The organism is Streptomyces roseirectus (assembly GCF_014489635.1).
In the GTDB taxonomy this organism is placed as follows: domain Bacteria; phylum Actinomycetota; class Actinomycetes; order Streptomycetales; family Streptomycetaceae; genus Streptomyces; species Streptomyces roseirectus.
The window spans coordinates 5,381,818-5,407,882 of record NZ_CP060828.1 but is presented as its reverse complement, the minus strand read 5'-3'; the positions used below and the strand labels follow the sequence as shown (position 1 = coordinate 5,407,882).

Below are 26,065 nucleotides of genomic sequence, written 5' to 3'. Positions count from 1 at the left end.
CCATCTCCGCGCGTAGATGTAATCGCCTCGTAAGCTAAGGCCATGGCGAAGTGGACCCCGAAGCACGAGGCGCCGGAGCCCCTGGAGGGGCCCGTGGTCGCGACCATCACCGGCGGCACGATCCTGTGGTTCGTCCTCTTCCTCGTACAGCTTCCGTTCTACGGGTGGTACGAGGACCACGGCCATCTGTGGTGGGTGTGGACGTGCCTCGCGGGCGGCGCTCTCGGCCTGCTGGGCACCTGGATCGTCCGCAGGCGCGACGCGGCGATCAAACGGCACGCGGCGCTTGAGGAGGAGTCGGCGGCGGCCTCCGAGTAGTACGGGTGCCCCCGGGGTAGTACGGGCACCCCCGGGGCAGTACGGGCGCCCCGGGCCGGTCCCCTGGGTGACACCCCGTACAACCAGGGCACTACACGCCTCCTACCCGAGTCGGATCTTCGGGGCCTTCGGCGGGTGAACGGGGCGATCCGCACGTACCGTCGTTGGCATGGCCCACACCGACGCGGCGGACGCCGCACCCGTAGCCCCGGCGCCACCGGCGAGCGGGCTGACCACTGCCGAGGTCGCGGAGCGCGTCGCGCGCGGCGAGGTCAACGACGTCCCGGTCCGCAGCAGCCGTTCGTTCGGGGAGATCGTCCGGGCGAACGTCTTCACCCGGTTCAACGCGATCATCGGCGTGCTCTGGCTGATCACCCTGGTCGTGGCGCCCATCCAGGACGGCCTGTTCGGGTTCGTGATCCTCGCGAACACCGGGATCGGCATCATCCAGGAGTGGCGGGCCAAGAAGACGCTGGACTCCCTCGCGGTGATCGGCGAGGCGCGGCCGACGGTCCGGCGGGACGGCGCGGCCGTCGAGGTCGGCACCTCGGAGATCGTGCTCGACGACCTGATCGAGATCGGCCCCGGTGACAAGGTCGTCGTGGACGGCGTCTGCGTCGAGTCCGACGGCCTGGAGATCGACGAGTCGCTGCTGACCGGCGAGGCGGACCCGGTCGTCAAACGCCCCGGCGACCAGGTGATGTCGGGGAGTTTCGTGGTGGCCGGCGGTGGCGCGTTCCGGGCGACGAAGGTCGGCCGCGAGGCGTACGCGGCCCAACTCGCCGAGGAGGCGTCCCGGTTCACGCTGGTCCACTCCGAACTGCGCACCGGTATCTCGACGATCCTCAAGTACGTGACGTGGATGATGATTCCGGCCGCGATCGGCCTCGTCATCACCCAACTCGTCGTCAAGGAGAACGACTTCAAGGACTCCGTCGCCCGCACGATCGGCGGCATCGTCCCGATGGTCCCCGAGGGGCTGGTGCTGCTCACCTCGATCGCCTTCGCGATCGGCGTCATCCGGCTGGGCCGACAGCAGTGCCTTGTCCAGGAGTTGCCGGCGATCGAAGGGCTCGCCCGCGTCGACACGGTCTGCCTCGACAAGACCGGCACCCTCACCGAGGGCGGCATGGACGTCACCGAACTGCGCGCCCTCGACGGCTACGCCGAGCCGTACGTGCGCCAAGTCCTGGGCGCCCTGGGCGAGTCGGACCCGCGTCCCAACGCCTCGCTGCAGGCCGTGATCGACGCCTACCCGGCCGCGGAGGGCTGGCGCTGCACCGAGTCGCTGCCCTTCTCCTCCGCCCGCAAGTACAGCGGCGCGAGCTTCGGCGAGGCCGAGGGCGAGTCCAGCACCTGGCTGCTGGGCGCGCCGGACGTCCTGCTGACGGCGGCCGACCCCGCCCTCGCGGAGACCGAACGCCTCAACGAACAGGGCCTGCGCGTCCTGCTGTTGGCGCGCACGGCGCGCGATCTGGACGATCCCGAGGTGGCCGTCGGCGTCGAACCGGCCGCGCTCGTCGTGCTGGAGCAGCGGCTGCGGCCCGACGCGGCGGACACGCTGCGGTACTTCGCGGAGCAGAACGTCCAGGCGAAGGTCATCTCCGGGGACAACGCGGTGTCCGTCGGCGCGGTAGCGGGCAAGCTCGGCCTGTCCGGATCGGCCGTGGACGCACGCCAACTCCCCGCCGCGCAGCAGGAGATGGCCGAGTCGCTGGACGAGAACACGGTGTTCGGGCGGGTCACTCCCCAGCAGAAGCGCGAGATGGTCGCCGCGCTCCAGTCGCGGGGTCACACCGTCGCGATGACCGGCGACGGGGTGAACGACGTCCTCGCGCTGAAGGACGCGGACATCGGGGTCGCGATGGGCTCGGGGTCCGAGGCGACGCGGGCCGTCGCCCAGATCGTGCTGCTCAACAACAGCTTCGCGACGCTGCCTTCGGTCGTCGCGGAGGGTCGACGGGTCATCGGGAACATCACGCGCGTCGCAACGCTGTTCCTCGTCAAGACCGTCTACTCGGTGCTGCTCGCGCTGCTCGTGGTCTGCTGGCAGGTCGAATACCCGTTCCTGCCACGGCACTTGACGTTGCTGTCGACGCTGACGATCGGTGTCCCCGCGTTCTTCCTCGCGCTCGCGCCCAACAAGGAGCGTGCGCGGCCCCACTTCGTGCGGCGCGTGATGCGGTACTCGATCCCGGGTGGTGTCATCGCGGCCGTCGCAACCTTCGTGACGTATCTGATGGCCCGTCACTACTACACCGGCGCCGACGCGTTGGACGCCGAGACCAGCGCGGCGACGCTCACCCTGTTCCTCGTCTCGATGTGGGTGCTCGCGATCGTGGCCCGCCCCTACACCTGGTGGCGGATCCTGCTGGTGGCCACGATGGGCCTCGCCTTCCTCGTCGTCCTCGCCGTGCCCTGGCTCCAGCACTTCTTCGCCCTGAAGCTGGTGGGGACGACGATGCCGTGGATCGCGGTGGGGATCGCCGTGGCGGCCTCGGCGGTCCTGGAGGTCGCGTGGCGGTGGGTGGACCGCCGGTATCCGGCGTAGGGCGGACATGAGCGAGAGGGTGCGGCACCGTTTCCCGGTGCCGCACCCTCAACCCCTAAGGGACGCGGTTCAGCTTCAGCGGACGTCCACGTAGTCGGCCGCAGAGGCGACCGCGCCCGTCGTCGACGTGGCTACGAAGTTGTAGCGGTAGTACCCGTCGGCGGTGGCCTTGACGGTGGTGCTGAGGGCGCCCTTGGCCGACGTCTTGACGGTCTTGACGGTCGTCCAGGTCGTGGCGCCGGCCTTCTTGTACTGGAGCTGGACCGTCTGCGCGCCGTAGCCGGCGTACTTGTTGGTCTCCCAGTTGGCGCGGGTCAGGCTGCCCTTGACGGTGAGGAGCTTGCCCTTCTTCACCGGCTCGGGGGTGGCGTCGGTGGTCAGCCGGGCCTGGCGCAGGAGCTTGGTGGCGCCGAGGTCGCCCTGCCAGGCCAGGTTCTCCTTGGAGTCGACGGCGACGCCGCCGACCCGCCAGGCGCCCGACTCGGAGTTGACGAGGTCGCCGTCGGTGACGTTGAAGACGAGGGCGGCGGAGCAGTTCAGGACCGTCGAGGAAACGGTCTTGCAGGTGCCCGGCTTCTCGCTGACGAAGAGGTCCGAGGGCTTGGTGATCGTGGTGCCGCGGTAGATCGCGGGGCCGGTCTTGAGGTTCTTGTCGCTCAGGGCGGCGGGCTTGGTCACGGTGTACGTGACGGGGAAGGAGGCCCGGCCGGAGGCCCCGACCACGAGGACCTTGCCGATCTTGACGTTCGAGAAGGTCACCTTGAGACCGGCGGCCGGAGCGGCCTGCGCGGCCGGAGCGGCGAGGGCGGAGACAGCCACGGCGCCCAGGACGGCGGCGGCGGTGGCGGTGGCGCGTATGCGCATGTGCATTCCCCAGTGGGATGAATGTTCGTGGAGTCTGTTGACCCGTAAGGGTCGGACCCGTAGTACCTGTGAACGGTTGTACGGGTGTGAAGATCTTGGTGAGACTTTTGAGCTACGGGTGCTACGGGAGCTGCGAGTACTACGGGTGCTACTTGACGTCGACGTAGTCGGCGCCGGAGGCGACCGCCGCGGTCGTCGAGTTACCCGGGAAGCTGTAGCGGTAGGAGCCGTCGGCGGTGGCCTTGACGGTCGTCTTGAGGTTGCCCTTGCTGTCCGCCTTGACCGTCTTGAGGGTGGTCCAGGTCTTGGCACCCTTCTTCTGGTACTGGAGCTGGACACCGGCGCCCGCGTAACCGCCGAACTTGAGGTTGTCCCAGTTGGCGCGGGTCAGACCGCTCTTGACGGTGAGGAGCTTGCCCTTCTTCACCGGCTCGGGCGTCGCGTCGGCCGCGGCGAGCTTGGCCGCGCGCTGGAGCCAGAAGGAGCCGGCGTTCTCCTTCCAGACGAAGTCCTCGTCCTTGGCGTCGATCCAGGCGTCCACGTGCCAGATACCGGCGTTGGAGGTCACGATGTCGTCCGACCTCGGGTCCAGTCTGACCGAGGCGGTGCAGGTGGAGGTCGTGGCGCCGGCGGCCTTGCAGACGGGCTTGCCGGTGGTGAGCAGGCCGTAGCCGGGGCCGTACAGGTCGAACGGGTCCGCCCCCGCGATACCCGAGTTGTCCGTGGCGGTGACGCTGACCGTGATGGTCTTCACCCCGGACGTCGAGAGCTGCACCTTGTTGTCGCCGTCGACGACGACCTTGGTGATCCGGGTGTTGCCGTAGCCGCCGTCCGCCTGCGCGGCGGGGACGGCGAGCCCGGTGACGGCCAGGGCGCCGAGCGAGACGGCGACAGTGGCACGAAGGCGCATGAGATTCCCCCCAGTTGTGGGTCCACCGGACCGGCGGTGATCGCCGATCCGGTGCTTGAGACTCACAGCACTGTCGAACGGTTGCACGGATCGTGGATGAATCCGGGGAATTGTGTGCGTGACGTGAACATCACGGAGCGTCGATCGGCTCAGTCGAACCAGCGGTCCCGCGCCAACTCCCCTGTCCTGGACGGGTCTTCGAGCAGCGCCGCCACCTCGAACCGCCGGGGCCACTGCCCCGCCGCCCAGGCGAGACCGGCGGCGACGCCTTCGAGGGTCGCCGCGTGCAGCACGCCGTCGTCGGTCAGCCGCCAGTCGATCTCGACGCCGTCGACGATCAACTCGTCGTGCTCCAGGTACGACGTGGGGGTACGGGCGCCGAGGAGGACGGCGACGGACTCGGGGACGGCGTGCTCGGTGCCCTCGGAGTCGACCTCGCCGGTGACGGACTCGCTCAGGCGCCGCACCTGGAAGAGTTCCGCCAACTCGGCGGCCCTGGTGGGGCGTACGGGCAGGAGGGGGGTGCCGTCGGTGAAGGGGAGGAGGTCCGGGGAGTCGACGACGACGGCGTCCGGCGCGTCCACGACCTCGACCGCGCCGTCGACGACGGCCCTCAAGTCGTCCGGGAGCGTGACCTGTTCGGGATCGAGGTCGGCCAAAGCTCCGTAGAGGCCGTGGAGTTGGGCCGGGGTGACCTCGCGGTCCGGGTCGGCGAGGCGGTCCAGGAGTTCGGCGGCGCCGCCCGGCTCGTCGAGGAGCGCGGGCACCGACGTACGGACGCCCAGGGCACGCAGGACCTGTTCGTCGTCGAAGCCGGTCGCGTCGGCCTCGTCGTACAGCCCGCGCAGGAGCGGGTCGCCGCCGGCCGCGAGGAGGCCCGCCGGGCGGCGTCCGTCGAGGACGGGGTGGTCGCGCAGCCACCAGGCGGTGTAGGGGCGCACGGTCTCGTGGGTGCCGTCGGGCAGCAGGATCCGCAGCGGCTGGACCAGCGCGTCGCGCAGCGGCGGCCGCGCCAACAGGGCAAGGGCCTGGGGCCACTTGTCGTCGTCGACGAGGTCGAGGTCGCGGACGGCGACGAGTTCCGTCGCGACCGGGGGCACCGGCGAGTCGGGGAAGCGGTCGAGGACGTCCTCGGCCCACACGTCGACGGCGTCCAGCAGGCCGGCGTCGTCGGGTTCGGCGAAGTCGCCCTCGCGGGGCTCCAGTTCGTCGGGGTCGAGGACGACGTCGGTGGCGCGGACCAGGGCGAAGGTGGCCAGCACTCCGCAGGCGGTGAGCGGCTGTTCGCCCCACTTGTCGGCCAACTCGGCGTCGACCTCGGCTAGTTCACCCTCGCGGATGACGGACGCGAACGGGCTGCCGGGCAGGACGAGTTCACCGGCGGGGACGAGTTCGCCGTCCTCGTCGGGCAGGGCGAGGGCGCCGAGCCAGGGTTCGTCGCCGGGTTCGAGGCCCGCCTCGCGGACCAGGGCGAGGACGGTGTCCGCCAACTCCTCGGCGTCCGGGGCGTCTTCGTCCCAGGCGCCACCATCGTCGTCGAGGGAGGCGGCGACCGCCGCGCGGACCTGGGGAGTTGTCAGGACGGCCCGGGGGGTCGCGGGGAGGGCGCCGAGTTTTTCCAGGAGGGGGTGGGCGGCGTCCTCGTGGGCGACCTTGAGGCCGAGGCGGGCCAGGACCTCGGGGTCGGCGCCGGTCGCCGTGTCGGGGAGGGGGAGGAGGACCTGGCGGGGGCCGATGGACGTGCGGCCGTCCACGAGGGGTACGGGTAGCCCCGAGAGGCGGTCGGGGTCGACGCCCGCGAGGCTGTCGTACAACCGGTACCACCAGTGCGGGTCCTTCTCCAGACCGGCGAGGCGGTCGATGACGTCCGCGAGGGGGACGCGGGCGACGCCGAGGGTGCGCAGTTCGACGCGGCGTTCCAGACCGGCGGGGAGGAGGGTGGGGAGGACTTCGGCGAGGACGCGTACGGTGTCGGCGCCGGCGCCCTCGACGACCTCGGCGTCGCGGGGGCGGAGGGCTTCGGGGAGGTCCAGGCCCTCGGGGGTAACCCCTGGGTCGTCGTCCGGGAGGGGTAGGACCTCGGAGGTACGGGGGGTGTGGGGGTCGGTGGCGGGGGCGGTGCCGTGGGTGCTGGTGGTGCTGGTGGTGCTGGTGCCGGTGTGCAGGGTCTCGGCGGTGCCGAAGGCCGGGCCGGACGTCTCGTCGCGGGCGAGGCCGAGGGCGGGGCCGGTGCCGGTGGTCCCTGGTGTCACCGCGGGCGGCAGGAACGCCGTGCGCGGCAGCCGGTCCAGGACGGCCTGGCGCAGGGCGCCGTCCAGTTCGCCCTTGCCGAGCGGGCCGGGGACGAGGTCGATGACGCTCGCGTCCACCGGGCGCCAGGCCGCGAGGAGTTCGGCGTAGGCGTCGGCCGCGCGCTGGACCAGGAAGTCGGTCAGGGGGCCGGGGGCGGCGTGGCGGCGGGTGGTGTCGAGGGGGAAGGAGGCGATGAGGAGGGCGGGGACCCCTAGGGGTTCGTCGCTGGGGGTGGGGGCGTGCAGGACGGGGGCGGTCCTGGGTCGTACGGGTAGCCCCTGGGGGTCTACGGGTACGGCCCAGGTCAGCGACCAGTGCGGGCGCAGGCGTTCTTCCGTCGGGCGGTCGGCGAGGAGGTCGGGCGCGGTCTCGCCGTGTGCGGAGAGGGTGCGCCAGGCCGTCGTGCCGTCGCGGGAGTCGTCGACGACGGTGAGGGGGCCGTCCGTGCGGCGGGTCAGGGTGCGGGCGGGGGTGTCGCCGATCTCGACGACGACCTCCGCGAGGCCCGGCAGGGTCAGCAGCAGGCTGTCGTCCACGGCGTGCAGCAGGCGCTCGGCGAGGTCGGCCGCGGCGGCGTCCCGTAGGGGGAGGATGACGGCCGTGTCGTAGGGGTCGGGGGCGGTGCCCTCGGCGGCGTACGGCAGACGTAGTACGGGTACGTGTCCGTCCCGGCGGCGGATCTCGTCGCCCAGGCCGGGGCTGTGGCGGGCGGTCTCGCCGGCCAGCTCGCGGGCCTCCGCGAGGGACCAGCGGACGCCGCCGTGCCTGCCGACGACCGCGGGCTCGTCGGTGACGGACAGGACAGCCGCGAAGCCGACGCCGAAGCGGCCGACGGAGGGGGTGTCCCGTTTGGCCGAGGCCCTGAGCGTGGCCAGCGACTCGACTCCGGCGGCGTCCAGGGGGGCGCCGGTGTTGGCGGCGACGAGGACGTTCTCCCTGAGGGTGAGCCGGAGGCGGCCCGGCACGCCCGCGCGGGCGGCGGCGTCGGCGGCGTTCTGGGCCAGCTCCACGACCAGGCGGTCCCGGTAGCCCCCGAGTACGAGGTCCTCCTCGGCGTTCGCGTCCTCCCGGAACCGGGCGGGGCTCGTCGCCCAGGCGTCCAGGACCCCGCGACGTAGCCGGGCGGTGCCGAAGGGGTCGGCGCCCTCGGCCGCGGGCCGCACGAAGTTGCTCACGTCTGCTCTCCTCATCGGCGTGAGGAGACCGTACCGCTCAGGTCTTACGGGGGCGTACTTCGGTATTACGGGGTGCGCGGGAACGCCTGGAGGAAGCCGGTCCAGGTGTCGGGGGCGACGGCGAGGCGGGGGCTGGAGTCGCGGTACTTGGAGTCGCGGATGTGGATGGTGGCGGGGGTGGTGGCGACTTCGACGCAGGAATCACCCTCGCTACTACTGCTGTAACTGCTCTTGAACCAGTCGAGCGCCACCTCGACGCAGGAGTCCCCCTCGCTGCCGCTGCTGTAGCTGCTCTTGAACCATGCGAGGTGAGAGGTGCCCCCGGTCGAGGTGGTGCGGGTCATCTTTCCCCCAGCAGTTGTTCAATGTGGGCCGTGGTCTCACGAGGCGTGAGAGCCTGCGATCGGATAATGCCATATCGCGTCTCAAGGATACGGATGTGCTTCGGGTCGTCGACCGGTCGACCATTGGCCACCTCCGGTGAACGCCCCTTCGCTGAACCGTCCTTGAACTTCAGCAGTTCGATGCCACCGGCCGTGCCCGCGTGCTCCTCCAGATTCATGGGCATCATCTGGATCTCGACGTTGCGCAACTTCCCTAGCTCCAGCAGGTGTTCAAGCTGCCTGGCCCGCACCTCCCGCCCGCCGAGCGCACGCCGAAGCGTCCACTCCTCCAGGATGAAGCTCAACTCCAGCGGCTGTGCGCGCTCGAACACGGACTTGCGAGCCATCCGTGCGGCAAGGAACCTCTCCACCTCGGCGTCCGTGTACGCGGGCCGCCGCATCATGAGCAACGCACGTGCGTACTCCGGCGTTTGAAGCAGCCCATGGATGTTCAGCGGGTCGTACAGCAGGAGGTCGGTCGCCTTCGACTCCAGGTCGCCCAAGTCCCGCACCTTCTTCGGGTACCGAACCTTCTCCACGTCCTCCCACATCGCCGAGACGAGGCCGCCCGCGTCCAGGATTCTGTCGGCCCTGTCCAGATACACCTGCTTCGGGATGCGGGACCCGGCCTCGATCTTGTAGACCATGTCCTCGCTGTAGCCGATCGCCTTGGCGAACTCCGGGACCCGCATCTTTTTCGCCTCGCGGCGGAGCTTCAACTGCCGCCCCACGCTGACGAGTACGGCCAACCCCCACTCGTCGTCCGGGTCGACCTCCCACCCCTGCTCGTCCGCCTCGGTCGTCAGCCGCCCCGCTTCACCGTCACCGCTCATCCTTGCCCCTTGGTCGTACGACGCTGTACTCGCCGCCTCTACCCCGAGCACCGCCTCTACCCCGTCGACACGATTGGACAACGGTTGGACAGTCGCTCTACGTAGCCGCGATATGACTGAAAAGTGAAGCGCATCCGGCCACGCTGCATCACATGGTTCAGAAAACTCCCCCACCCCAGTCCACCGCCCAACCCACCACACCCGCCCGCCACTTCAGTGTCCAACTCTCCCCCACCCGGCGTGGTGCGCGCCTCGCTCGGCTGCTTGCTGCGGAACAACTCCGGGATTGGGGGCTGCCGTTGGATCCCGCGCGGATCGTGATCGCGGAGCTGGCCAACAACGCCGTGCAGCATGGGCGGGTCCCCGGGCGGGATTTCCTGCTGGTCGTGCGGGATTTGGGGGGCGTTCTGCGTATCGAGGTGTCCGATACGCGTGGGGACCGGATGCCCCGGCCTCAACTCGCCTCTCCCGACGCCGAGTCTGGGTACGGGCTCGCGCTTGTGCAGGCGTGTACGACCGCTTGGGGCGTCACCGAGGGGCCGTCGCCGCGGAAGACTGTCTGGGCCGAGATTGCGGTGGGATGACCGGGGTCCGGGAATCCGTGCTCCGGTGGGGCCAGCTCCTTTTGGTAAAGGAACGGGGCTAAAGGAACCCGCCAAACCCCACCCCTCCCGCCCTGGCCGGCGAGGCGGGGAGCGCGCTCACTCCGGCGGGTGAACGCGGCCAACCGGACTTGATCCGGGGCGGGTTGTATGCCTTACGCTCTGCCTCAACACAACTCCAGACATACGACGGCCCTCGCGGGGACTGGCATCCCACAGCGAGGGCCTGACCACCTAGGAAGACAAGACCTTCCCGATGGATACCCCTGAGATTAGCGTGCCCTCGCACGCCCAGTCCCGCCCAGGTGCCCGCAAACACCCGAACCGGCGTCACCCGCACGCAGGTCTGGTTCACGAGAACACCCGGCACACCAACCGCTTCACGGTGATCGGCAACCACCTCGCCCAGCACCCGGACATGTCGCTGCTCGCGATCGGACTGGCCGTCCACATCCAGTCGTTGCCCTCGGGCACCCCCATCGCCATCAAGTCCCTCGCCGCACGTTTCCCGGAGGGCGCCGTCCGAATCGCCGCCGGGCTACGGGAGTTGGAGGCCCACGGCTACCTGCGCCGCGAACGCGAGCACATCCAGGGCGGACGCATCATCACGCGAACGGTGTCCTGCAACCAGCCGGGGCGGGTCAGCCGCAGGGCGTCAGGGCATGGCAACGGCGACGCCGACCACGACCACGACCACAGCCACGACCACAGCCACGGCCACGGCATCCCGGATCACCCGACGTCCCCGTCCTCGTCCCCCTGCCCCGGTCCCAGGCCCGCGCAGCAGCCCCGCAAGAAGGCGCTCCCCGTAGTACCCCAGCCCTCCTGCACAGCCCCGGCGCTCTTCCAGCAGGCGTCCGACGTGCTGGCGAGGCTCCGCCGCCACGACCCCCGCCTGTTCCTCTCCGCCGCCGACGTCGCCCACCTGGCCCCCGGCGTCGCCGCCTGGCTGGAACGCGACGTCTCCCCCACGGCCGTCCGCCGGGCCCTGACCGAGAACCTTCCCGTAGAACCCCTGCACCGCCCGGCCGCCTTCCTGGCCCACCGTCTGACGGCCCTGCTCCCACCCGTGCCGTACCCCGGCACCGGGCGACCCGTAGTACCCGTAGACCCAGGGGACCTCACGCCCGTCCCCGTAGGACCCGTAGGACCCGTAGTACCCGTAGTACCTCCGGACCCCCGCGTACCCGCCCCCGTCTGCCCCGGCTGCGAACGCCCCTACCGGCGCCCCACCACCCCAGGCACCCCCTGCCTGGACTGCCGCCCCCACCCGAGCCCACCCGGGACCGGACGCGCCGCACAGCACGACTGGGGCCCCGGGACCGACGTCCACGCCCACATCCGCGAGAGTTAGCCCTCAGGTACTCAGCCGAAAGGGCTCCCCCGGAAGAGCTACGAGTGCCCCAGTTCCGCCGTCTCCTCGTCCCCGGCCCCTACGGGGACGGACCCCGAGTCGGCTGCGGGGCGGAGGGGGAACGGGTCCACCCGGGTCTCGTCGACGACCGGCTCCGCCGGACGCGGCGGCGCGGGCATGACAGCCGCTTCCGAGTGGCCACCGCACCCGTACGTGAGGGAGACGACACGGCCGTCGGCGGGCGAGAACTCGTTGGCGCAGACACCGAACGCCTGGCCGAGGCTGCCGCCGATCGGCGTGAGGAAACCGCAGCTCACGCAGGTCGCGGGGGCGGCCTGGGCCATCGGGGTCTGCGCGCCGAACGCCTCTTCCCAGCGGTCGGCGGCGATGTGCAGACCGTAGCGGGACAGCACGCGGGCGCGGCGCAGCCCGAGCTCGTCGGCGACGGCGGTGATCGTGCCGCGCGCGGGCGGCGTGGCGAGGCCGGGGGTGATCTCGGCGTCCTCGGCGTCGGCGAGTTCCACGAGGCCGGGGGTGAGCTGCGGCTCGTCCTCGCCGGAGTCGCCGGGGGCGAGGCGGTCGTCGGCGTCGGCGGTGAGGCCGGGCTCCAGGCGCTGGTCCTCGGCGTCGGTGGGCAGGAGGTCGCCGGGGCCGAGGTCGCCGGGGCGCAGGCGCTCGCTCCAGGGCACCCACTCGGGCGCGAGGACGGCGTCGGGGCCGGGCAGGAGGACGACCTCGTCGAGCGTCACGAGCTTGGCGCGCGACGCGCGGGCGACCGTCGCGGCCCAGCGCCAGCCCCGGTAGCCGAGTTCCTTGCACTCGAAGAAGTGGGTGACGACCCGGTCGCCCTCGGAGACGAGCCCCACGTGCTCACCGACGACACCCGGTGCCGCCGCCTCCTCGGCTGCGGTGCGTGCGAGGTCGACGGCCTCGGCGCACAGGCGGTCGGGGGTGCGGCTTCGCGTGGTCGCTGCGCTCACAGGTATCGCTTCTCTCCTACGCCGTCTGTCGGGTGCGGTGTCTCGGGCCGCGGAACGGACGGAGCGGACCTGTGGGCCGCGTCGACGTCCGCGTCCGATCGTGCTCGGGCGCACCTGTGCCATCCATTGTGCGGGATGGCTGAGATACGCACGCTACCTGTTCACGGCCGCTCAGCCCACACCGACGGGACACGACGATCGGTACGGGACCCCCGAGAGGACCCGTAGACGCCCCGCAGACGACTCGCAGAGGCCCGGCAGCGGACCCGCAGAGGACCCGTAATACCTGGGAACCAGCGGTGAAAACGGCGAGAAGTCCCCACCCGTACGCGCGGTAACCGCACTACGCACCGCCTTCTCGGGGCACTATGAACGTCGTGGCTACCGCGCGGACACCCCAGGGCGCGACCGGAATCGGCGGGCAGGGGAAGGGGCGAGGCGGCGGTTCGGGCCGGATCGGCGGACCCGTCCGCTCGCTCGGCCGTGCCCTGCACTTCCCGTTCACCGGGACGGCCCGGGGCATCAGAAAGGCCACGCACGCGCACGGCGCGGGCGAGTCGGGCCTCGGCAAACTCATCGAACTGCACGCCGTGAACGGCGCGGGCGACGTCATGATCACCGTCGCCCTCGCGTCCACGGTGTTCTTCTCCGTCCCCACGGACGAGGCGCGCGGGCGCGTCGCGCTGTATCTCGCCATCACCATGGCGCCGTTCACCGTTCTCGCCCCCGTCATCGGCCCGCTCCTCGACCGGCTCCCGCACGGGCGGCGCGCGGCGATGGCCGGGGCGATGCTCGCGCGGGCGCTGCTCGCCCTAGTACTTTCGGGGGCCGTCGCCACAGGGAGCCTGGAGATGTACCCCGCGGCCCTGGGGGTACTCGTAGCCTCCAAGGCGTACGGGGTGGTTCGCTCTGCGGTAGTACCCCGACTACTGCCGCCGAAGCTCTCCCTGGTCAAGGCCAACTCCCGCGTGACCCTGGGGGGACTTCTGGCGACCGGGATCGCGGCGCCCGTCGCGGCGGGGCTGCACCAGATCGGCTCCGGGTGGCCGCTCTACGGGGCGTTCGTGATCTTCGTCGTGGGGACGTTCCTGTCGTTCACGCTGCCGCCGAAGGTGGACTCCGCGAAGGGGGAGGACGTCGCGCTGCTCGCCGCCGACGCGGAGCATCTGCACGGGCCGCTCAAGTCCGCCAAGCGGCCGGGGCTGCGGACCGTCGGCATCGGCGTCACGCACGCGCTCGGCGCGAACGCGGCCCTGCGCTGGCTGTCGGGGTTCCTCACCTTCTTCCTCGCGTTCCTGCTGCGCGAGCATCCGCTGACCGGGCAGAGCGCCGCCGTGTCACTCGGCATGGTCGCCGTCGCGGCGGGCGCGGGCAACGCGCTCGGGACGACGGTGGGGGCCTGGTTGCGGTCGCGGGCACCGGAGTTGATCGTCGTGACGGTCGTCGCGGTGGTCCTCGGGGCGACAGTGACGGCGGCGCTGCTGTTCGGGGCGTTCCTCGTCGCCTGCCTCGCGGCGGTCGCCGGGTTCTCGCAGGCGCTGGCCAAGCTGTCGCTGGACGCGCTGATCCAGCGGGACGTGCCCGAGTTGGTGCGGACGTCGGCGTTCGCCCGCTCGGAGACGCTGCTCCAGGTGTCGTCGGTGTTCGGCGGGGCGGTGGGGATCGTGATGCCGCTGAACGGGACGCTGGGGCTGTCGGTGGCGGCGTGTGTGGTGGCGGTGGGGTGGGCGACCACGGCGAAGGGGCTGCTGGGGTCGGCGCGGCACGGGGGTAGTGGGGGTGGGGGGCGAGGGCGGGTGGCGTAGTACCCGTAGTACCTGGGGGTGAGGTGCGCGGCGAGGCGGGGTGGCCCGTAGTACCTCAGCGCTACGGCCACCCCGCGTGGCCTAACGCACAGCGACGCCGCACCCCGCATAGGAAGAGCGCCGGGCGGGCCCGATAACCTTCGCCCATGACCAAGCAATCCGCTGCTGTGCGACGCCGCCGCGCCGTCGCCGCCGCCGGCGCCGTGTCCGCCGGACTGCTCGTGCTCTCGGCCTGCGACAAGCCGACCCCGTTCTCGACGATCTCCGTCGGGTCGTCGTCGGTCAGCGAGGAGGCCACCTGCGGCGGTGAGGACTCCGTGCTGGACACGTCGAAGCTGACGGCGTGCCTGAAGGACGAGGACATCAAGTCGATCGACGTGGACTCCGAGGTCGACACCGTCCGCTTCGGCGTGGACCCCGACGTCGCCAAAAAGCGCTGGACGGTCCTGATGAACGGCCAGCCGCTCACCGGTGAGAACACGAAGACCTACCTGACGATCCCGGGCAGCGTCTTCTTCAACGCCCAGTACGGCGCCCAGGGCAACTCGACGCTCGTCACCATCAAGGCGGGTGACGGCAAGAAGGACAGCCAGGCCGTCACGGGTCTGTGGTCGTTCCGCCTGAAGAAGACGGACAACTGACCACGTCAGCCGTCCGCGTCCTGGTCGCCACCGCGGTCCCCGCCGAACGGGACGCGGTGGCACAGGCGTTCCCGGACCCCTACGGGGAGACCCGTACCCTCCCGGGGGGACTGACCCTCCATCACCCCACGGGTGCCCCCGGCCGCTACGACCTCCTCGCCGTCGGCGTCGGCCCCGCCCTCGCCGCAGCCTCCACCGCGACCGCTCTCACCGCCGCGTCCCTTACGGGAGACCCGTACGACCTGGTCGTCTCGGCCGGTATCGCGGGCGGCTTCGCCCCGGACGCCCCCGTAGCCTCCCTGATCCTCGCGGACCACATCACGGCGGCCGACCTGGGCGCCGAGACCGCCGACGGGTTCCTGCCCGTGACCGACCTCGGCTTCGGCACCGTCACCCACACCCCGCCCCCGGACCTCGTACGCCGCGCCGCCACCGCCACCGGGGCCCGCACCGGCACCGTCCTGACCGTCTCGACGGTCACCGGCACCGCGCGCCGGGCCGACGACCTGCGCGCCGCTCACCCCGGCGCGCTCGCCGAGGCGATGGAGGGCTTCGGGGTCGCGGAGGCGGCCGGCGCCCACGGCGTCCCCGTCCTCGAACTGCGCGCGGTCTCCAACGCCGTTGGTCCGCGCGACCGTTCGGCCTGGCGCATCAAGGACGCGCTGGAGTCGCTGACGGCGGGGTTCGGGAAGCTGGCCCCCGTCCTGGAGAGTTGGAGACGACATGACTTCTGAGCACACGCCCGCCGAGTCCGTGCCCGCGGAGCAGCCGCTGAAGATCGCCTACTCCCCCTGCCCGAACGACACGTTCGTCTTCGACGCCCTCGCGCACGACCGCGTCGCGGGCGCCCCCGCGCTCGACGTCACGTTCGCGGACATCGACATCACCAACGGCATGGCCCAGCGGGGCGAGTACGACGCCCTGAAGGTCTCCTACGCCGTCCTGCCGTACGTACTCGAGGACTACGCCCTCCTGCCGTGCGGCGGGGCGCTGGGGCGCGGCTGTGGGCCCCTGGTACTCACGAGGGAGGCCGGGGTCTCCCTCGAAGGTCGTACGGTGGCTGTGCCGAGCGAGAAGTCGACGGCGTACCTGCTGTTCCGGCTGTGGGCGGCGGAGACGGTGCCCGGCGGGGTCGGGGACATCGTCGTGATGCCGTTCCACGAGATCATGCCCGCCGTCCGGGACGGGAAGGTCGACGCGGGGCTCGTCATCCACGAGGCGCGGTTCACGTACCAGAACTTCGGCCTGCACAAGCTCGCGGACATGGGCGAGCACTGGGAGTCGACGACGGGGCTGCCCATCCCGCTGGGCGCGATCATCGCCCGACGGTCCCTGGGCGCCGAGCGGTTGGAGCTGCTGGCCGAGTCGATCCGGGCGTCCGTGCGGGCCGCCTGGGACGACCCCGAGATGACCCGGCCGTACGTCATGGAACACGCGCAGGAGATGGACCCGGCCGTCGCGGACCAGCACATCGGGCTGTATGTCAACGAGTTCACGGCCGACCTCGGTGAGGACGGCTACGCCGCCGTACGCGGGTTGCTCACGCGCGCGGCGGCCGAGGGGCTGGTACCGCCCCTCGGCCCGGACGCCCTGCGGTTTCCCTGAGGCCGTAACTCCCGTCCCTGGGGCCGTAGCTCCTGGGACGTACGGGTATTCCCTAGACGTCGAGTTGGTCCGCGACCGCCCTCAGCAATCCGGCGATCTTCGCTCCGGAAGCCTTGTCCGGATAACGCCCCTTCTCCAGCATGGGCGTGATGTTTTCCAGGACGGTGGTCAGATCCTGGACGATGGAGGCGAGTTCGTCCGGCTTCTTGCGCTGAGCGGCGGCGACGGAAGGAGTCGGGTCGAGGAGAACGACCGAAAGGGCCTGATCGCCGCGCTGACCGGCGACGACTCCGAACTCCACGCGCTGGCCCGGCTTGAGTGTCTCGACTCCGTCGGGGAGGACCGAGGAATGGACGAAGACGTCACCGCCGTCGTCGCGGGAGAGAAAGCCGAAGCCCTTCTCGCTGTTGAACCACTTGACCTTGCCGGTAGGCACGTCTGTCCTCGTCCTCGTACTCGTCGGAAAACTGCTTCTGTCGTAAAACCGCTTCTGAAAACCGTCCGTGGAACCTGGCGCCTCGGCGCCTTGGCACCGCGTGAACGGCTCCGGATAGCAGTACAGCGGGTCGACCATGACCCGCCGGTACCAAGGCTAATGGTCTGCGCGCGGGTGACAAGACGTCCCCCGGCTGTTCCTTCGGGCTGGGAACTACCCTGGTCCGGTGCGTGACAAAACCCAAACGAATTCCGCCGCCCCCGGTGACCGGCTGATCCGCGCCGGTGCGATCGTGTTCTTCGCCGGTACGGTGGCCACTCTCGTCACCGTGACCCCGTTGTTCCTCGGAACGACGCCTTTTCCTGCGTACATGTTCGGATTGAGCATGCTCATGGGTGTCGGCTTCCTGATCGCGGGCGCGGGTGTACTGCGTTCGATCGCGGCCGGGCGGCGTCAGGCGAGGGAGGGATCAACGGCTTCCGGGGCATCCGCGAGATAGGCCGAAAGCCATCCCGGGAACGCGAGAAGATCGTCGAGCACCACATCCGCACCGGCCGTGCGCAATTCCTCCGCATCGCACGGTCCGGTGATCACTCCGACGGAGAGCGCGCCGGCCGCGCGGGCACCCCTGACGTCCCCTACGTGATCACCGACATAGACGTGGGCGCCGTATTCCCTGAGCGCTTCCGCCTTCTGCTCGGCCCACAGGTCCCCGACCACGACGTCAGGGTCAAGCCCCAGGTGTTCCATGTGGAGCTTCGCGTTGGGCTCGTGCTTCGCGGTGACGACGATGGCGCGGCCGCCCGCCGCGTGGACGGCCGTGATCGCCTCGCGGGCTCCGGGCAGGGCGAGGGTCCCTCTCACGGCGTACTCGGGGTACAACCTGCGATAGAGGGCCGCCATCTCCGCGACCTCCTCGGCCGGGAACCAGTGGGCCATCTCGTCCTCGACAGGCGGGCCGAGCCGGCTGACCACCAGGTCGGCGTCTATGTGCACGCCGGTCCGCTGGGCGAGAGTCACGTAGCACGCGCGGATTCCGGGGCGGGAGTCGATGAGGGTCATGTCGAGGTCGAAGCCGACTACGGGGTGCGCGGGGGCGGGGTGCGCGGGAGAGGTCATGCCGATCAGTGTCCCAGCCGGGGCGGTGACCGTCTCGGGAGTATTAGGGGTACTAGGGGTCGCCGTTCCCCCTATGCCCGTCAGCTTCCGCAGGACCCCGTCAGCTCTCGCAGAACTCGGTCTCGACGAGCGCGTCCTCCAGCCGCTGGTCGCCCCAGTCGCCGTTGCGGTTCATGGTCAGCACGTGGCGGCCGTCCGCCGTGGCCACCGTGCGGGTCGCGGAGCCGGGGATCATGCCGCCGTGACCCCAGGCCCAGCAGCCGTCCCTCAGTTTGAAGTGCCGGATGCCCAGGCCGTAGACGTCCTCGGGACCGCCGTGGCCCTTGTCGCCGTCGACGGCCACGGCGTCGAGCAGCGCCCGTTGCTGGGCGGCGGGCAGCAGGTCGCCGGCGAGGAGCGCGGACATGAAGGTGTTCACGTCGCCGACGGTCGAGATGATCTCTCCGGCCGAGAAGGCGACCGTGGGGCTGAACTCGGTGACGTCGCGCGTCTTCGCGTCCGGGCCGTCCTCGAAGAGCGTGGAGTAGTGGGTCGCGTGCGGCCGGGGCAGCTTGGGTGAGGTGCCGGGGACTTTCGTGCCGCGCAGCTTGAGCGGTTTGACGACGAGGTTTTCGACCGCCTCGCGGTAGGTGCCGCCGGTGACCTTCTCGATGATCATTCCGGCGAGGACGTAATTGGTGTCGGAGTAGTCCCACTTGCCGGGGCGGCCGGGGCGACTGCCCTGCTCCGGCTGGAAGTTGGCCGGGTGCGCCAAGGCGATGGCCACCAACTCCCCCGGGGCCCAGCGGTGGTGGCGGTTCTTGTCGAACTCGTCCCCGTAGTACTTGGCGCGGAAGCCGTCGTCCATGTTGTAGTCGTAGATCCCGCTCGTGTGGTTGAGCAGGTGGCGGACGGTGATGCGCTCGGGGTGGTAGTCCTTGCCGCGTACTACCCCGGGTAGCCACTTCTCCACGCTGTCGTCCAGGGACAGTTTCCGCCGGGCTTCGAGCTTGAGGAGCACCGTGGCGGTGAAGGGCTTGGTGACGCTGGCGACGCGGAACCTCTCGTGGACGGCGCGCTGTCGGCCGGTCGCAAGGTCGGCGACGCCCGCTCGGCCGTTCCACCTGCCCCGGGGGTGTTTCACCTGGGCGATGACTCCGGGGGTGCCCTGGGCGGCGATCTCGTTCAGGGCGGCCTGAGTTGGGGCGTGGGGCCCCGGGGACGGGCGGGGCGGGGCGGAGAGTGCGGGGGCGGTGAGCGCGGGGGCGGCGGTGGCGGCGAGCGCGCCGACCGCGGTGAGGACGACTGTGGTGAGGGCGACGACCGTGCGAGGTAAGTGCCGTGTTTTTCCCATGAGTCGAGCTGACCAGTTCCGGGGACCGGACGGCATCGGGGATGCCCCGGACGCCGTTCGGGGATGTCCCCTACGGCCCGGGGCCCCTACGGCTCGGGGTGTACGGCTGCCCGTCCCTCCGTGGAGCTACTTGTTCCGCTGCGAGCGCCAGACCAGGTACAGAGCGGACGTGATGGCCGCGACCCGTAGTACCCAGGGCCAGGTCTGTGAGACCGCGTCGTTCATGTGCCCGGCGACGATGGGATCGCCCCAGCGGCCCTCGTTGCGTCCCCACAGCCACACCAGGCCGGCCCCGACCGCGCAGCCGGGGATCCAGAAGACGGCCGTCTTCTTCTCCTGGACGCTGAGCCGCCGGGACACGTAAGCGATGAGCCAACCGGCGCCCAGCGGGATGAGGTTGCCGAGGACCGCGCCCGCGACGAGAGAGGCGGCGGCGAGCAGGAGGAGGGGGTTGCTCCACTGGCCGGAGGGAAGGGGGACGAGGCGGCGGCGCCGGGGTTCGGCGTCGGCGGACTTGCGGGCCTTGGCGGTCTTGCCTGGCTTCTCGGCCTTGCCGGACTTGCCGGGGGCTGTGGCGGTGGCGTCGGTCTGGTCGTCCGCCGGGGGCGTGGCCGGGGTCTCGTCGTCGGTCTTCTTCTCCAGGGTCCTGCCGCGCGGGGACTTGAGGAGTTCGGGGATCTCGACGCCGCCGACGAAGCCGGGGACCTCGTCGAGGTCACTCTCCAGACCTACGGGTCCGCCCCGCCACCAGTCGGGCAAGGCGTCGTCGTCGCCGGATCGGGGGGCGGGGAAGGCGGGGCCGTCGGAGTCGGCGTCGGCACGGGCAGCGGGTCCGGCGGGTGTGGTGGGTGCTGTGGGTGACGTCGGCCCGGCGGGGCCCGCCGACCCCGAGGGGGATCCCGGGGAGTACGAAGGTTGTACGGGTACGGCGACGGCCGGTGTCCCGGGCCCACCCTGGCCCCCCGCCGCGGCGACGACGTCGTCCGGGCTGCCCAGTCTCGCGATGATCTTCCGGACGGCCGCCGGGCTGTCCACCGTGGCCTTCGCGCGGCGCTGGTCGATCTCGTTGCGCAGCTCCGACACGAGCCGCATCCGCGCTGAGGACGCCAGTTGCTGCTGCTGAGCCACGTCGCCGACGCGGCTCAGGTACTCGTAGACGACTTGGTCGCTTTCGATCCCCACGGGAAGAAGCTACCGCGCGGGGGACTTCGTCCAGTAGATCCAGTAGATCTGGAGTTGTAGGGGGCTTACGGGAGAGGCGGCGGGCCGTCCTCGTGTGACTGAGCATTTCAGTTGGCCAGTAGAGCATTCGAGCCGGCCGGTTGAGCGTTCCGCCAGATGACCGGTCACACCTGGCCCAGGGGGAAGTCACGTTGCCCCAAAGTGTGCCCACCGGCGCTCTGCGTCACCGCGCGCGACTCCCTAACATCGACATGCCACCGTGTTTCGCGTGGATCTCGTACTTGATGGGAGTGACCTGATGCGCGCGTATGAAGAGGCCCAGGAACGTCGCGGGTCCCACAGAAGTCCGCGGCCGGTCTCCCCCGCAACGTTCACGTCACCCGCAGTGCCACAGGGGCCCGGTGCCCTGACGGGGCTTCAGCGCTCCGTCGGCAACGCCGCAGTGTGCCGGATGCTCGGCAGCCGGGCGGTGTCCGTGCAACGGATGCCGAACGACGCCTCCCAGGACCAGGACCCGGACGTGGCTGTGCTCAGCGGGCACGGGCGGTTCGGAGACAACCAGCGCCTGCCCAAGAATCCCGACAACCCGCGCAGCCGCGCGCTCAAGGCCACCTTCACCGTGCCCGAGGGCATCGAACTGGTCGTCTACGCGCCGCCCGGTGCATGGCTGGAGAACGAGGTGGCCAAGCTCGTCGAGTCCGGCACCCCGCCGACGGCGGACGACCTCGAACTGGTCGGCCCCACCAACAAGCGCAAACCCATGCCCACCGGCTATCCCAAGACCTTCCGCGCCGGTGAGGAGGTCATCAACTACAAGCTGATGCCGCTGGAAGCCAGGCATCTGGCCGAGGGCGCAACCTCGGTCGAAGGCGGCATGCTGCGGGACAAAGTGCAGGAACTTGCCACGGCGCGCCAAGACCGGGAAGACAACGCCCCGCCGCTGACCATCCATTACGCCTGCTGCGGTGTGGGCTCCTCCAGCGTCCCGGAGATCGACCGGCTCTTCGAGCACCGCAACTACACAGTCATGCTGCGCACCACATCCAGGACCCCGACTCCGGAGCCTGCGAACCCGTCCAAGCGCAGAAAGAAGTAGCAGCGCATCGTCGGCCCCCAGGCCGCGTCGTCCGTCGCGCGGCCACCTACGAGGCACAGAGTGGCCAACTGAAGTGCTCAGTCACACCTCGCTCGCGTGGCGTAACTCTCGCGGGGGACCCCTCACCCGGCCGTACCCGCTACCGTGGGTCAGATGAGCACCCCCCGCTCCCTCGCCGAGGCGCTGCGCTCGCGCGACGACCGGTCCCTCGCCGCGCTGCTGCGCTGCCGTCCGGACCTCATCACGCCGGTGCCGACCGACCTGACCCAGCTGGCGACGAGAGCGGGGACCCGCGCGTCGGTCGTACGGGCCCTGGAGCGGCTGGACCGGTTCACGCTCCAGACGGCGGAGGCGCTGGCCGTGGCGGGGGACCCGGCGTCGTACCGGGAGCTCCTGGGTCTGATGGCCGGGGACGAGAAGGACCCGGCGGTGACGGCGGCGCTGCCGGGCGCGGTGGCGGCGCTGCGTGAACAGGCGCTGGTATGGGGGGACGACGACCGGCTGAGGCTGGTGCGTACCGCCAGAGAGCTACTGGTCCCCTCGCCGCAGCACCCGTCCCCTACGGGTCTCGGGCCGAGCGTCCAGGAGGCGACGGCCGGGATGTCGCCGGGGCGGGTGCAGGAGATCGTGGCGGCGGCGGGGCTGCCGTCGACGCACGACTCGGTGAGCGCGGTGGCCGGTCTCACGGCGCTGTTCTCCAGCCGTCGCAAGCTGAAGGCGCTGCTGGCGAAGGCGCCTGCGGAGTCGCTCGAGGTGCTGGAGCGGCTGGTGTGGGGGCCGCCGTACGGGCAGGTCACGGCGGATCCGGCGCCCCGGCTGCGGTGGCTGCTCGACCGGGGGCTGCTGCTGCCGACGTCGCCGGGGACGGTCGTCCTGCCCCGTGAGGTGGCGCTGCATCTGCGGGGCGGGCGGGCGCACCGGGTGGTGGAGCCGTGGCCACCGGCCGTGGAGGCGGCGGGAGTTCACAGTCCGGAGGTCGTGGACGCGACGGCGGCCGGGCAGGCGTACACGGCGCTCGCGACGGTCGAGGAGCTGCTGAAGGACTGGGACGAGGGTGGTCCTGCGGTACTACGGGCCGGCGGGCTCAGTGTGCGTGACCTGAAGCGGACCGCCGTGGCGCTCGACGTGTCGGAGCCGGTGGCCGCGTTCTGGGTCGAACTCGCCTATGCGGCCGGCCTGTTGGCGTCGGACGGCGAGGCGGACGAGCGGTACGCGGCGACCCCCGAGTACGACGAGTGGCTGGAGCGTCCGGCGGCGGAGCGGTGGGCGCGGCTCGCTGAGGCGTGGCTCACGGCGACGCGGACGCCCGGTGTGGTGGGCGGGCGGGACGCGAAGGACCGGACGCTCTCGGCGCTCGGTCCCGGGCTGGACCGGTCGGCGGCGCCGGAGGTACGGCGGCGGGTGCTGGGGCTGCTGGCCGGCCTCCCGGAGGGGACGTCCCCTACCTCTGAGTCGCTACTGGCCCGGCTGCGTTGGGAGCGGCCGTTGCGCGGGGCCGATCGCGGGTCTGAGCGGTCGTCCGAGCGGGGTGAGGGCGATCTGCGGACGCGGCTCGCGCAGTGGACGCTGGCCGAGGCGGAGTCCTTGGGTATTACGGGTAGGGGGGCGCTGTCGGGGCAGGGGCGGGCCCTGCTGGGGGCGCCGGGAGCGCTGGGGGTGCCGGGAGCAGTACCTGCGGGCTACCCCTCAGGGGGTACGGGAGCGGGAACCCCGGCCACAGGAAGTACGGGCGACGGGACACCCGCCTCCGGCGGACCCGGCGTCCAGGACCCGTCCGGCGCGTCCGGCGCGGGCGACAAGCTGCCGGTGCACCATCACCACCCCGCCCCGCGACCCGTAGTACCCCTACCCCCGGCGGAGCAGGCCGTGGCGACCGCCGCTGCCGCCCGGCTCCTCACCCCGCTCCTGCCCGAGCCCCTGGACCACGTACTGCTCCAGGCGGACCTGACGGCGGTCGCGCCCGGCCCACTGAAGCGGCCGCTCGCGGACACGCTGGACGTGCTGGCGGACGTCGAGTCGAAGGGCGGGGCGACGGTGTACCGGTTCACCCCGGCCTCGGTGCGCCGCGCGCTCGACGCCGGGCGTACGGCGTCCGACCTGCACGCTTTCCTGGCGGCGCACTCGCGGACGCCGGTCCCGCAGCCCCTGTCGTACCTGATCGACGACGTGGCCCGCAGGCATGGCCACCTCCGGGTGGGCGCGGCGTCGGCGTACGTCCGCTGCGACGACGACGCGCTGCTGAACGAGATCCTGGCGGACAAGCGGTCGGGGCCGCTGCGGCTGCGGCGCCTCGCCCCGACGGTCCTCGCGGCGCAGGCCGACCCGGCGTCCCTCCTCGACGTCCTGCGCACGATGGGCTACGCCCCGGCGGCCGAGTCCCCCGACGGCGACGTCCTGATCCACCGCGCCGACGCGCACCGCACTCCGCCCCGTACCCCTCCGGAGCCAGTCCCGGACGGTCCCCCCGTCCCGGACGCGACCCTCCTGACGGCGGCGGTCCGCGCGATCAGGGCGGGCGACCTGGCCTCGACGACCCCGCGCAAGCCCGCCCCCGAGACGTCCCGTAATACCCCCGGCGAACTCCCCCGTACGACCGCCGCCGACACCCTTGCCACCGTCCAGGCCGCCGTCCTCACCAGCGAGCCCCTGTGGATCGGCTACGTCAACGCCGACGGCGCCGCCTCCCAGCGCGTCATCGCCCCCCTCCGCGTCGAGGGCGGCTTCGTCACGGCCTACGACCACACGGCGGACGAGATCCGCACGTACCCCCTGCACCGGATCACGGGGGTGGCGGAGCTGGCGGAGGAATAGCTCTCCGGTAGCCCTCCGTACGCCCGGCGTGATCGGCTCCGGATGAGGCACACTGGACGTTTGCCCCGGCCTCCGTCGAGGCTCCCGGCGGAGAGGACGTGCACCTGTGAACGGACCCCTGATCGTCCAGTCCGACAAGACGCTGCTGCTTGAGGTCGATCATGAGCAGGCCGACGCGTGTCGTCGGGTGATCGCGCCGTTCGCGGAGCTGGAGCGGGCGCCGGAGCACATCCACACGTACCGGGTGACGCCGCTGGGGCTGTGGAACGCGCGGGCGGCGGGGCATGACGCCGAGCAGGTCGTGGACGCGTTGGTGCAGTTCAGCCGATATCCGGTGCCGCACGCGCTGCTCGTCGACATCGCCGAGACGATGGACCGGTACGGGCGGCTGACGCTGAGCAAGCATCCGGCGCACGGGCTGGTGCTGACGACGACCGACCGGCCGGTGCTCGAAGAGGTGCTGCGCTCGAAGCGGATCGCGCCGCTGGTGGGGGCGCGGATCGACCCGGACACCGTCGTCGTGCACCCGTCGGAGCGGGGGCAGATCAAGCAGACGCTGCTGAAGCTGGGGTGGCCGGCGGAGGACCTTGCCGGGTACGTCGACGGGGAGGCGCATCCGATCGGGCTCGCCGAGGACGGATGGGCGCTGCGGCCGTACCAGAAGCAGGCCGTGGAGAACTTCTGGCACGGGGGCAGCGGGGTCGTCGTCCTGCCGTGCGGCGCCGGGAAGACGCTGGTGGGGGCCGGGGCGATGGCCCAGGCGAAGTCGACGACGCTGATCCTGGTCACCAACACGGTCTCCGCGCGGCAGTGGAAGCACGAGCTGGTGAAGCGGACGTCGCTGACCGAGGACGAGATCGGCGAGTACAGCGGGACGCGCAAGGAGATCCGGCCGGTCACCATCGCGACGTACCAGGTGCTGACGACGAAGCGGAAGGGGATCTACCCGCACCTCGAACTCTTCGACTCGCGGGACTGGGGGCTGATCGTCTACGACGAGGTGCACCTGCTGCCGGCGCCGGTGTTCAAGTTCACGGCGGACCTCCAGGCGCGGCGGCGGCTCGGGCTGACGGCGACGTTGGTGCGCGAGGACGGGCGGGAGTCCGACGTGTTCTCGCTGATCGGGCCGAAGCGGTTCGACGCGCCGTGGAAGGAGATCGAGGCGCAGGGGTACATCGCGCCCGCCGACTGCGTCGAGGTCCGGGTCAACCTCACCGACTCCGAACGGCTCGCGTACGCGACCGCCGAGGCCGAGGAGAAGTACCGGTTCTGTGCGACGACGGCGACGAAGCGGAAGGTGACCGAGGCGATCGTGCGGCGGTTCGCCGGGCAGCAGATCCTCGTCATCGGGCAGTACATCGACCAGCTCGACGAGTTGGGGGAGCATCTCGGGGCGCCGGTGATCAAGGGGGAGACCTCGAACGCCCAGCGGGAGAAACTGTTCGACGCGTTCCGGGAGGGCGAGATCAGCGTGCTCGTCGTCTCCAAGGTGGCGAACTTCTCCATCGACCTGCCCGAGGCGACCGTCGCCATCCAGGTCTCCGGGACGTTCGGCTCCCGGCAGGAGGAGGCTCAGCGGCTCGGGCGGGTGCTGCGGCCGAAGGCGGACGGCCATCAGGCGCACTTCTACTCCGTCGTCGCCCGGGACACCATCGACCAGGACTTCGCCGCGCACCGGCAGCGGTTCCTGGCGGAGCAGGGGTACGCGTACCGGATCGTCGACGCGGACGATCTGCTGGCGGAGCCCGGCGCGAGCTGAGGCCCGCCCCCGCCCC

At 71.2% G+C, this 26,065-nt stretch carries 22 protein-coding genes; 12 read left to right on the top strand and 10 right to left on the bottom strand.

Translation table 11 applies throughout. The features are described 5' to 3' along the window. The first annotated feature begins 42 nt into the window (after positions 1–42). Positions 43–318 (top strand): DUF2530 domain-containing protein, encoded by a 276-nt coding sequence (locus IAG44_RS23000; RefSeq protein ID WP_187748955.1) that lies wholly within the window; start codon positions 43–45, stop codon positions 316–318. Positions 319–487: 169 nt separating this feature from the next. Continuing rightward, positions 488–2,869, top strand: a complete 2,382-nt coding sequence (locus tag IAG44_RS22995; protein ID WP_187748954.1) for an HAD-IC family P-type ATPase — start codon at positions 488–490, stop codon at positions 2,867–2,869. 75 nt (positions 2,870–2,944) lie between these two features. Here IAG44_RS22995 and IAG44_RS22990 read toward each other — a convergent pair whose 3' ends face one another. The 5 genes from IAG44_RS22990 to IAG44_RS22970 form a co-directional block, all read right to left on the bottom strand. After that, positions 2,945–3,733, bottom strand: a complete 789-nt coding sequence (locus tag IAG44_RS22990; protein ID WP_187748953.1) for a hypothetical protein — start codon at positions 3,731–3,733, stop codon at positions 2,945–2,947. Positions 3,734–3,881: 148 nt separating this feature from the next. Next, positions 3,882–4,643 (bottom strand): calcium-binding protein, encoded by a 762-nt coding sequence (locus tag IAG44_RS22985; RefSeq protein ID WP_187748952.1) that lies wholly within the window; start codon positions 4,641–4,643, stop codon positions 3,882–3,884. Positions 4,644–4,792: 149 nt separating this feature from the next. Next, positions 4,793–8,110, bottom strand: coding sequence for a sacsin N-terminal ATP-binding-like domain-containing protein (locus tag IAG44_RS22980; protein ID WP_187748951.1), 3,318 nt, complete (start codon positions 8,108–8,110; stop codon positions 4,793–4,795). 65 nt (positions 8,111–8,175) lie between these two features. Next, positions 8,176–8,454, bottom strand: coding sequence for a DUF397 domain-containing protein (locus tag IAG44_RS22975; protein ID WP_187748950.1), 279 nt, complete (start codon positions 8,452–8,454; stop codon positions 8,176–8,178). Continuing rightward, positions 8,451–9,326 carry a helix-turn-helix domain-containing protein gene (locus IAG44_RS22970; RefSeq protein ID WP_187752828.1) on the bottom strand — a complete coding sequence of 292 codons (876 nt, stop codon included), beginning with the start codon at positions 9,324–9,326 and terminating at the stop codon, positions 8,451–8,453. Before IAG44_RS22970 ends, IAG44_RS22975 begins: the two co-directional genes overlap by 4 nt. Positions 9,327–9,478: 152 nt before the next feature. Between IAG44_RS22970 and IAG44_RS43675 the strand changes: the two genes are divergently transcribed. Together IAG44_RS43675 and IAG44_RS22965 are read left to right on the top strand one after the other, a co-directional pair. Beyond that, a complete protein-coding gene (locus tag IAG44_RS43675) occupies positions 9,479–9,910 on the top strand; it encodes an ATP-binding protein (protein ID WP_246561998.1) in 432 nt (143 codons plus the stop codon). Between the two features lie 274 nt (positions 9,911–10,184). Beyond that, entirely contained in the window at positions 10,185–11,282 is a 1,098-nt protein-coding gene (locus IAG44_RS22965; protein ID WP_246561997.1) for a helix-turn-helix domain-containing protein, read from the top strand. 38 nt (positions 11,283–11,320) lie between these two features. Here the strand turns inward: IAG44_RS22965 and IAG44_RS22960 are convergent, their stop codons facing one another. Continuing rightward, complete coding sequence (locus IAG44_RS22960) at positions 11,321–12,262, bottom strand: DUF3027 domain-containing protein (protein ID WP_187748949.1); 942 nt, start codon at positions 12,260–12,262, stop codon at positions 11,321–11,323. 377 nt (positions 12,263–12,639) lie between these two features. On the opposite strand from IAG44_RS22960, the gene IAG44_RS22955 reads away from it, so the two are divergent. From IAG44_RS22955 to IAG44_RS22940, 4 genes are all read left to right on the top strand, one after another. Then, positions 12,640–14,067, top strand: a complete 1,428-nt coding sequence (locus tag IAG44_RS22955) for an MFS transporter (RefSeq protein WP_187748948.1) — start codon at positions 12,640–12,642, stop codon at positions 14,065–14,067. A gap of 146 nt (positions 14,068–14,213) precedes the next feature. After that, on the top strand, positions 14,214–14,708 hold the full coding sequence (locus tag IAG44_RS22950) for a DUF2771 domain-containing protein (protein WP_246561994.1): 495 nt from the start codon (positions 14,214–14,216) through the stop codon (positions 14,706–14,708). Further along, positions 14,675–15,442 carry a futalosine hydrolase gene (locus IAG44_RS22945; protein ID WP_187748947.1) on the top strand — a complete coding sequence of 256 codons (768 nt, stop codon included), beginning with the start codon at positions 14,675–14,677 and terminating at the stop codon, positions 15,440–15,442. The genes IAG44_RS22950 and IAG44_RS22945 overlap by 34 nt, the downstream gene beginning before the upstream one ends. Next, positions 15,432–16,313, top strand: coding sequence for a 1,4-dihydroxy-6-naphtoate synthase (locus IAG44_RS22940; RefSeq protein WP_187748946.1), 882 nt, complete (start codon positions 15,432–15,434; stop codon positions 16,311–16,313). Before IAG44_RS22945 ends, IAG44_RS22940 begins: the two co-directional genes overlap by 11 nt. A gap of 52 nt (positions 16,314–16,365) precedes the next feature. On the opposite strand, the gene IAG44_RS44310 is transcribed toward IAG44_RS22940, so the two are convergent. Further along, positions 16,366–16,749 carry a cold-shock protein gene (locus IAG44_RS44310; protein ID WP_187748945.1) on the bottom strand — a complete coding sequence of 128 codons (384 nt, stop codon included), beginning with the start codon at positions 16,747–16,749 and terminating at the stop codon, positions 16,366–16,368. A gap of 226 nt (positions 16,750–16,975) precedes the next feature. Here IAG44_RS44310 and IAG44_RS22930 point away from each other — a divergent pair, with 226 nt between their 5' ends. After that, positions 16,976–17,248: a hypothetical protein gene (locus tag IAG44_RS22930; RefSeq protein ID WP_187748944.1), complete on the top strand. Its 273-nt coding sequence runs from the start codon at positions 16,976–16,978 to the stop codon at positions 17,246–17,248. Here IAG44_RS22930 and IAG44_RS22925 read toward each other — a convergent pair. The 3 genes from IAG44_RS22925 to IAG44_RS22915 form a co-directional block, all read right to left on the bottom strand. Continuing rightward, entirely contained in the window at positions 17,203–17,868 is a 666-nt protein-coding gene (locus tag IAG44_RS22925) for an HAD family hydrolase (protein ID WP_187748943.1), read from the bottom strand. The two genes, IAG44_RS22930 and IAG44_RS22925, sit on opposite strands and share 46 nt — an antisense overlap. A gap of 100 nt (positions 17,869–17,968) precedes the next feature. Continuing rightward, positions 17,969–19,201 carry a serine hydrolase domain-containing protein gene (locus tag IAG44_RS22920; RefSeq protein WP_187748942.1) on the bottom strand — a complete coding sequence of 411 codons (1,233 nt, stop codon included), beginning with the start codon at positions 19,199–19,201 and terminating at the stop codon, positions 17,969–17,971. A gap of 126 nt (positions 19,202–19,327) precedes the next feature. After that, the gene (locus tag IAG44_RS22915) at positions 19,328–20,383 is read right to left on the bottom strand and encodes a hypothetical protein (protein WP_187748941.1); all 1,056 of its coding nucleotides are present in this window, start codon (positions 20,381–20,383) and stop codon (positions 19,328–19,330) included. Between the two features lie 484 nt (positions 20,384–20,867). Between IAG44_RS22915 and IAG44_RS22910 the strand changes: the two genes are divergently transcribed. From IAG44_RS22910 to IAG44_RS22900, 3 genes are all read left to right on the top strand, one after another. Further along, positions 20,868–21,479, top strand: a complete 612-nt coding sequence (locus IAG44_RS22910; protein ID WP_187748940.1) for a putative adhesin — start codon at positions 20,868–20,870, stop codon at positions 21,477–21,479. A gap of 153 nt (positions 21,480–21,632) precedes the next feature. Continuing rightward, positions 21,633–24,290, top strand: a complete 2,658-nt coding sequence (locus IAG44_RS22905; RefSeq protein ID WP_187748939.1) for a helicase-associated domain-containing protein — start codon at positions 21,633–21,635, stop codon at positions 24,288–24,290. 106 nt (positions 24,291–24,396) lie between these two features. Next, a complete protein-coding gene (locus IAG44_RS22900) occupies positions 24,397–26,049 on the top strand; it encodes a DNA repair helicase XPB (RefSeq protein ID WP_187748938.1) in 1,653 nt (550 codons plus the stop codon). The last annotated feature ends 16 nt before the right edge of the window (positions 26,050–26,065 follow it).

Coding starts and splice junctions, on each gene's coding strand:
- IAG44_RS22970 (WP_187752828.1), bottom strand. CDS start 9,326: ATGAGCGGTGACGGTGAAGCGGGGCGGCTGACGACCGAGGCGGACGAG.
- IAG44_RS22965 (WP_246561997.1), top strand. CDS start 10,185: ATGGATACCCCTGAGATTAGCGTGCCCTCGCACGCCCAGTCCCGCCCA.
- IAG44_RS22950 (WP_246561994.1), top strand. CDS start 14,214: ATGACCAAGCAATCCGCTGCTGTGCGACGCCGCCGCGCCGTCGCCGCC.
- IAG44_RS22995 (WP_187748954.1), top strand. CDS start 488: ATGGCCCACACCGACGCGGCGGACGCCGCACCCGTAGCCCCGGCGCCA.
- IAG44_RS22910 (WP_187748940.1), top strand. CDS start 20,868: ATGCCGAACGACGCCTCCCAGGACCAGGACCCGGACGTGGCTGTGCTC.
- IAG44_RS23000 (WP_187748955.1), top strand. CDS start 43: ATGGCGAAGTGGACCCCGAAGCACGAGGCGCCGGAGCCCCTGGAGGGG.
- IAG44_RS22985 (WP_187748952.1), bottom strand. CDS start 4,643: ATGCGCCTTCGTGCCACTGTCGCCGTCTCGCTCGGCGCCCTGGCCGTC.
- IAG44_RS22905 (WP_187748939.1), top strand. CDS start 21,633: ATGAGCACCCCCCGCTCCCTCGCCGAGGCGCTGCGCTCGCGCGACGAC.
- IAG44_RS22920 (WP_187748942.1), bottom strand. CDS start 19,201: ATGGGAAAAACACGGCACTTACCTCGCACGGTCGTCGCCCTCACCACA.
- IAG44_RS22925 (WP_187748943.1), bottom strand. CDS start 17,868: ATGACCTCTCCCGCGCACCCCGCCCCCGCGCACCCCGTAGTCGGCTTC.
- IAG44_RS43675 (WP_246561998.1), top strand. CDS start 9,479: ATGGTTCAGAAAACTCCCCCACCCCAGTCCACCGCCCAACCCACCACA.
- IAG44_RS22975 (WP_187748950.1), bottom strand. CDS start 8,454: ATGACCCGCACCACCTCGACCGGGGGCACCTCTCACCTCGCATGGTTC.
- IAG44_RS22990 (WP_187748953.1), bottom strand. CDS start 3,733: ATGCGCATACGCGCCACCGCCACCGCCGCCGCCGTCCTGGGCGCCGTG.
- IAG44_RS22940 (WP_187748946.1), top strand. CDS start 15,432: ATGACTTCTGAGCACACGCCCGCCGAGTCCGTGCCCGCGGAGCAGCCG.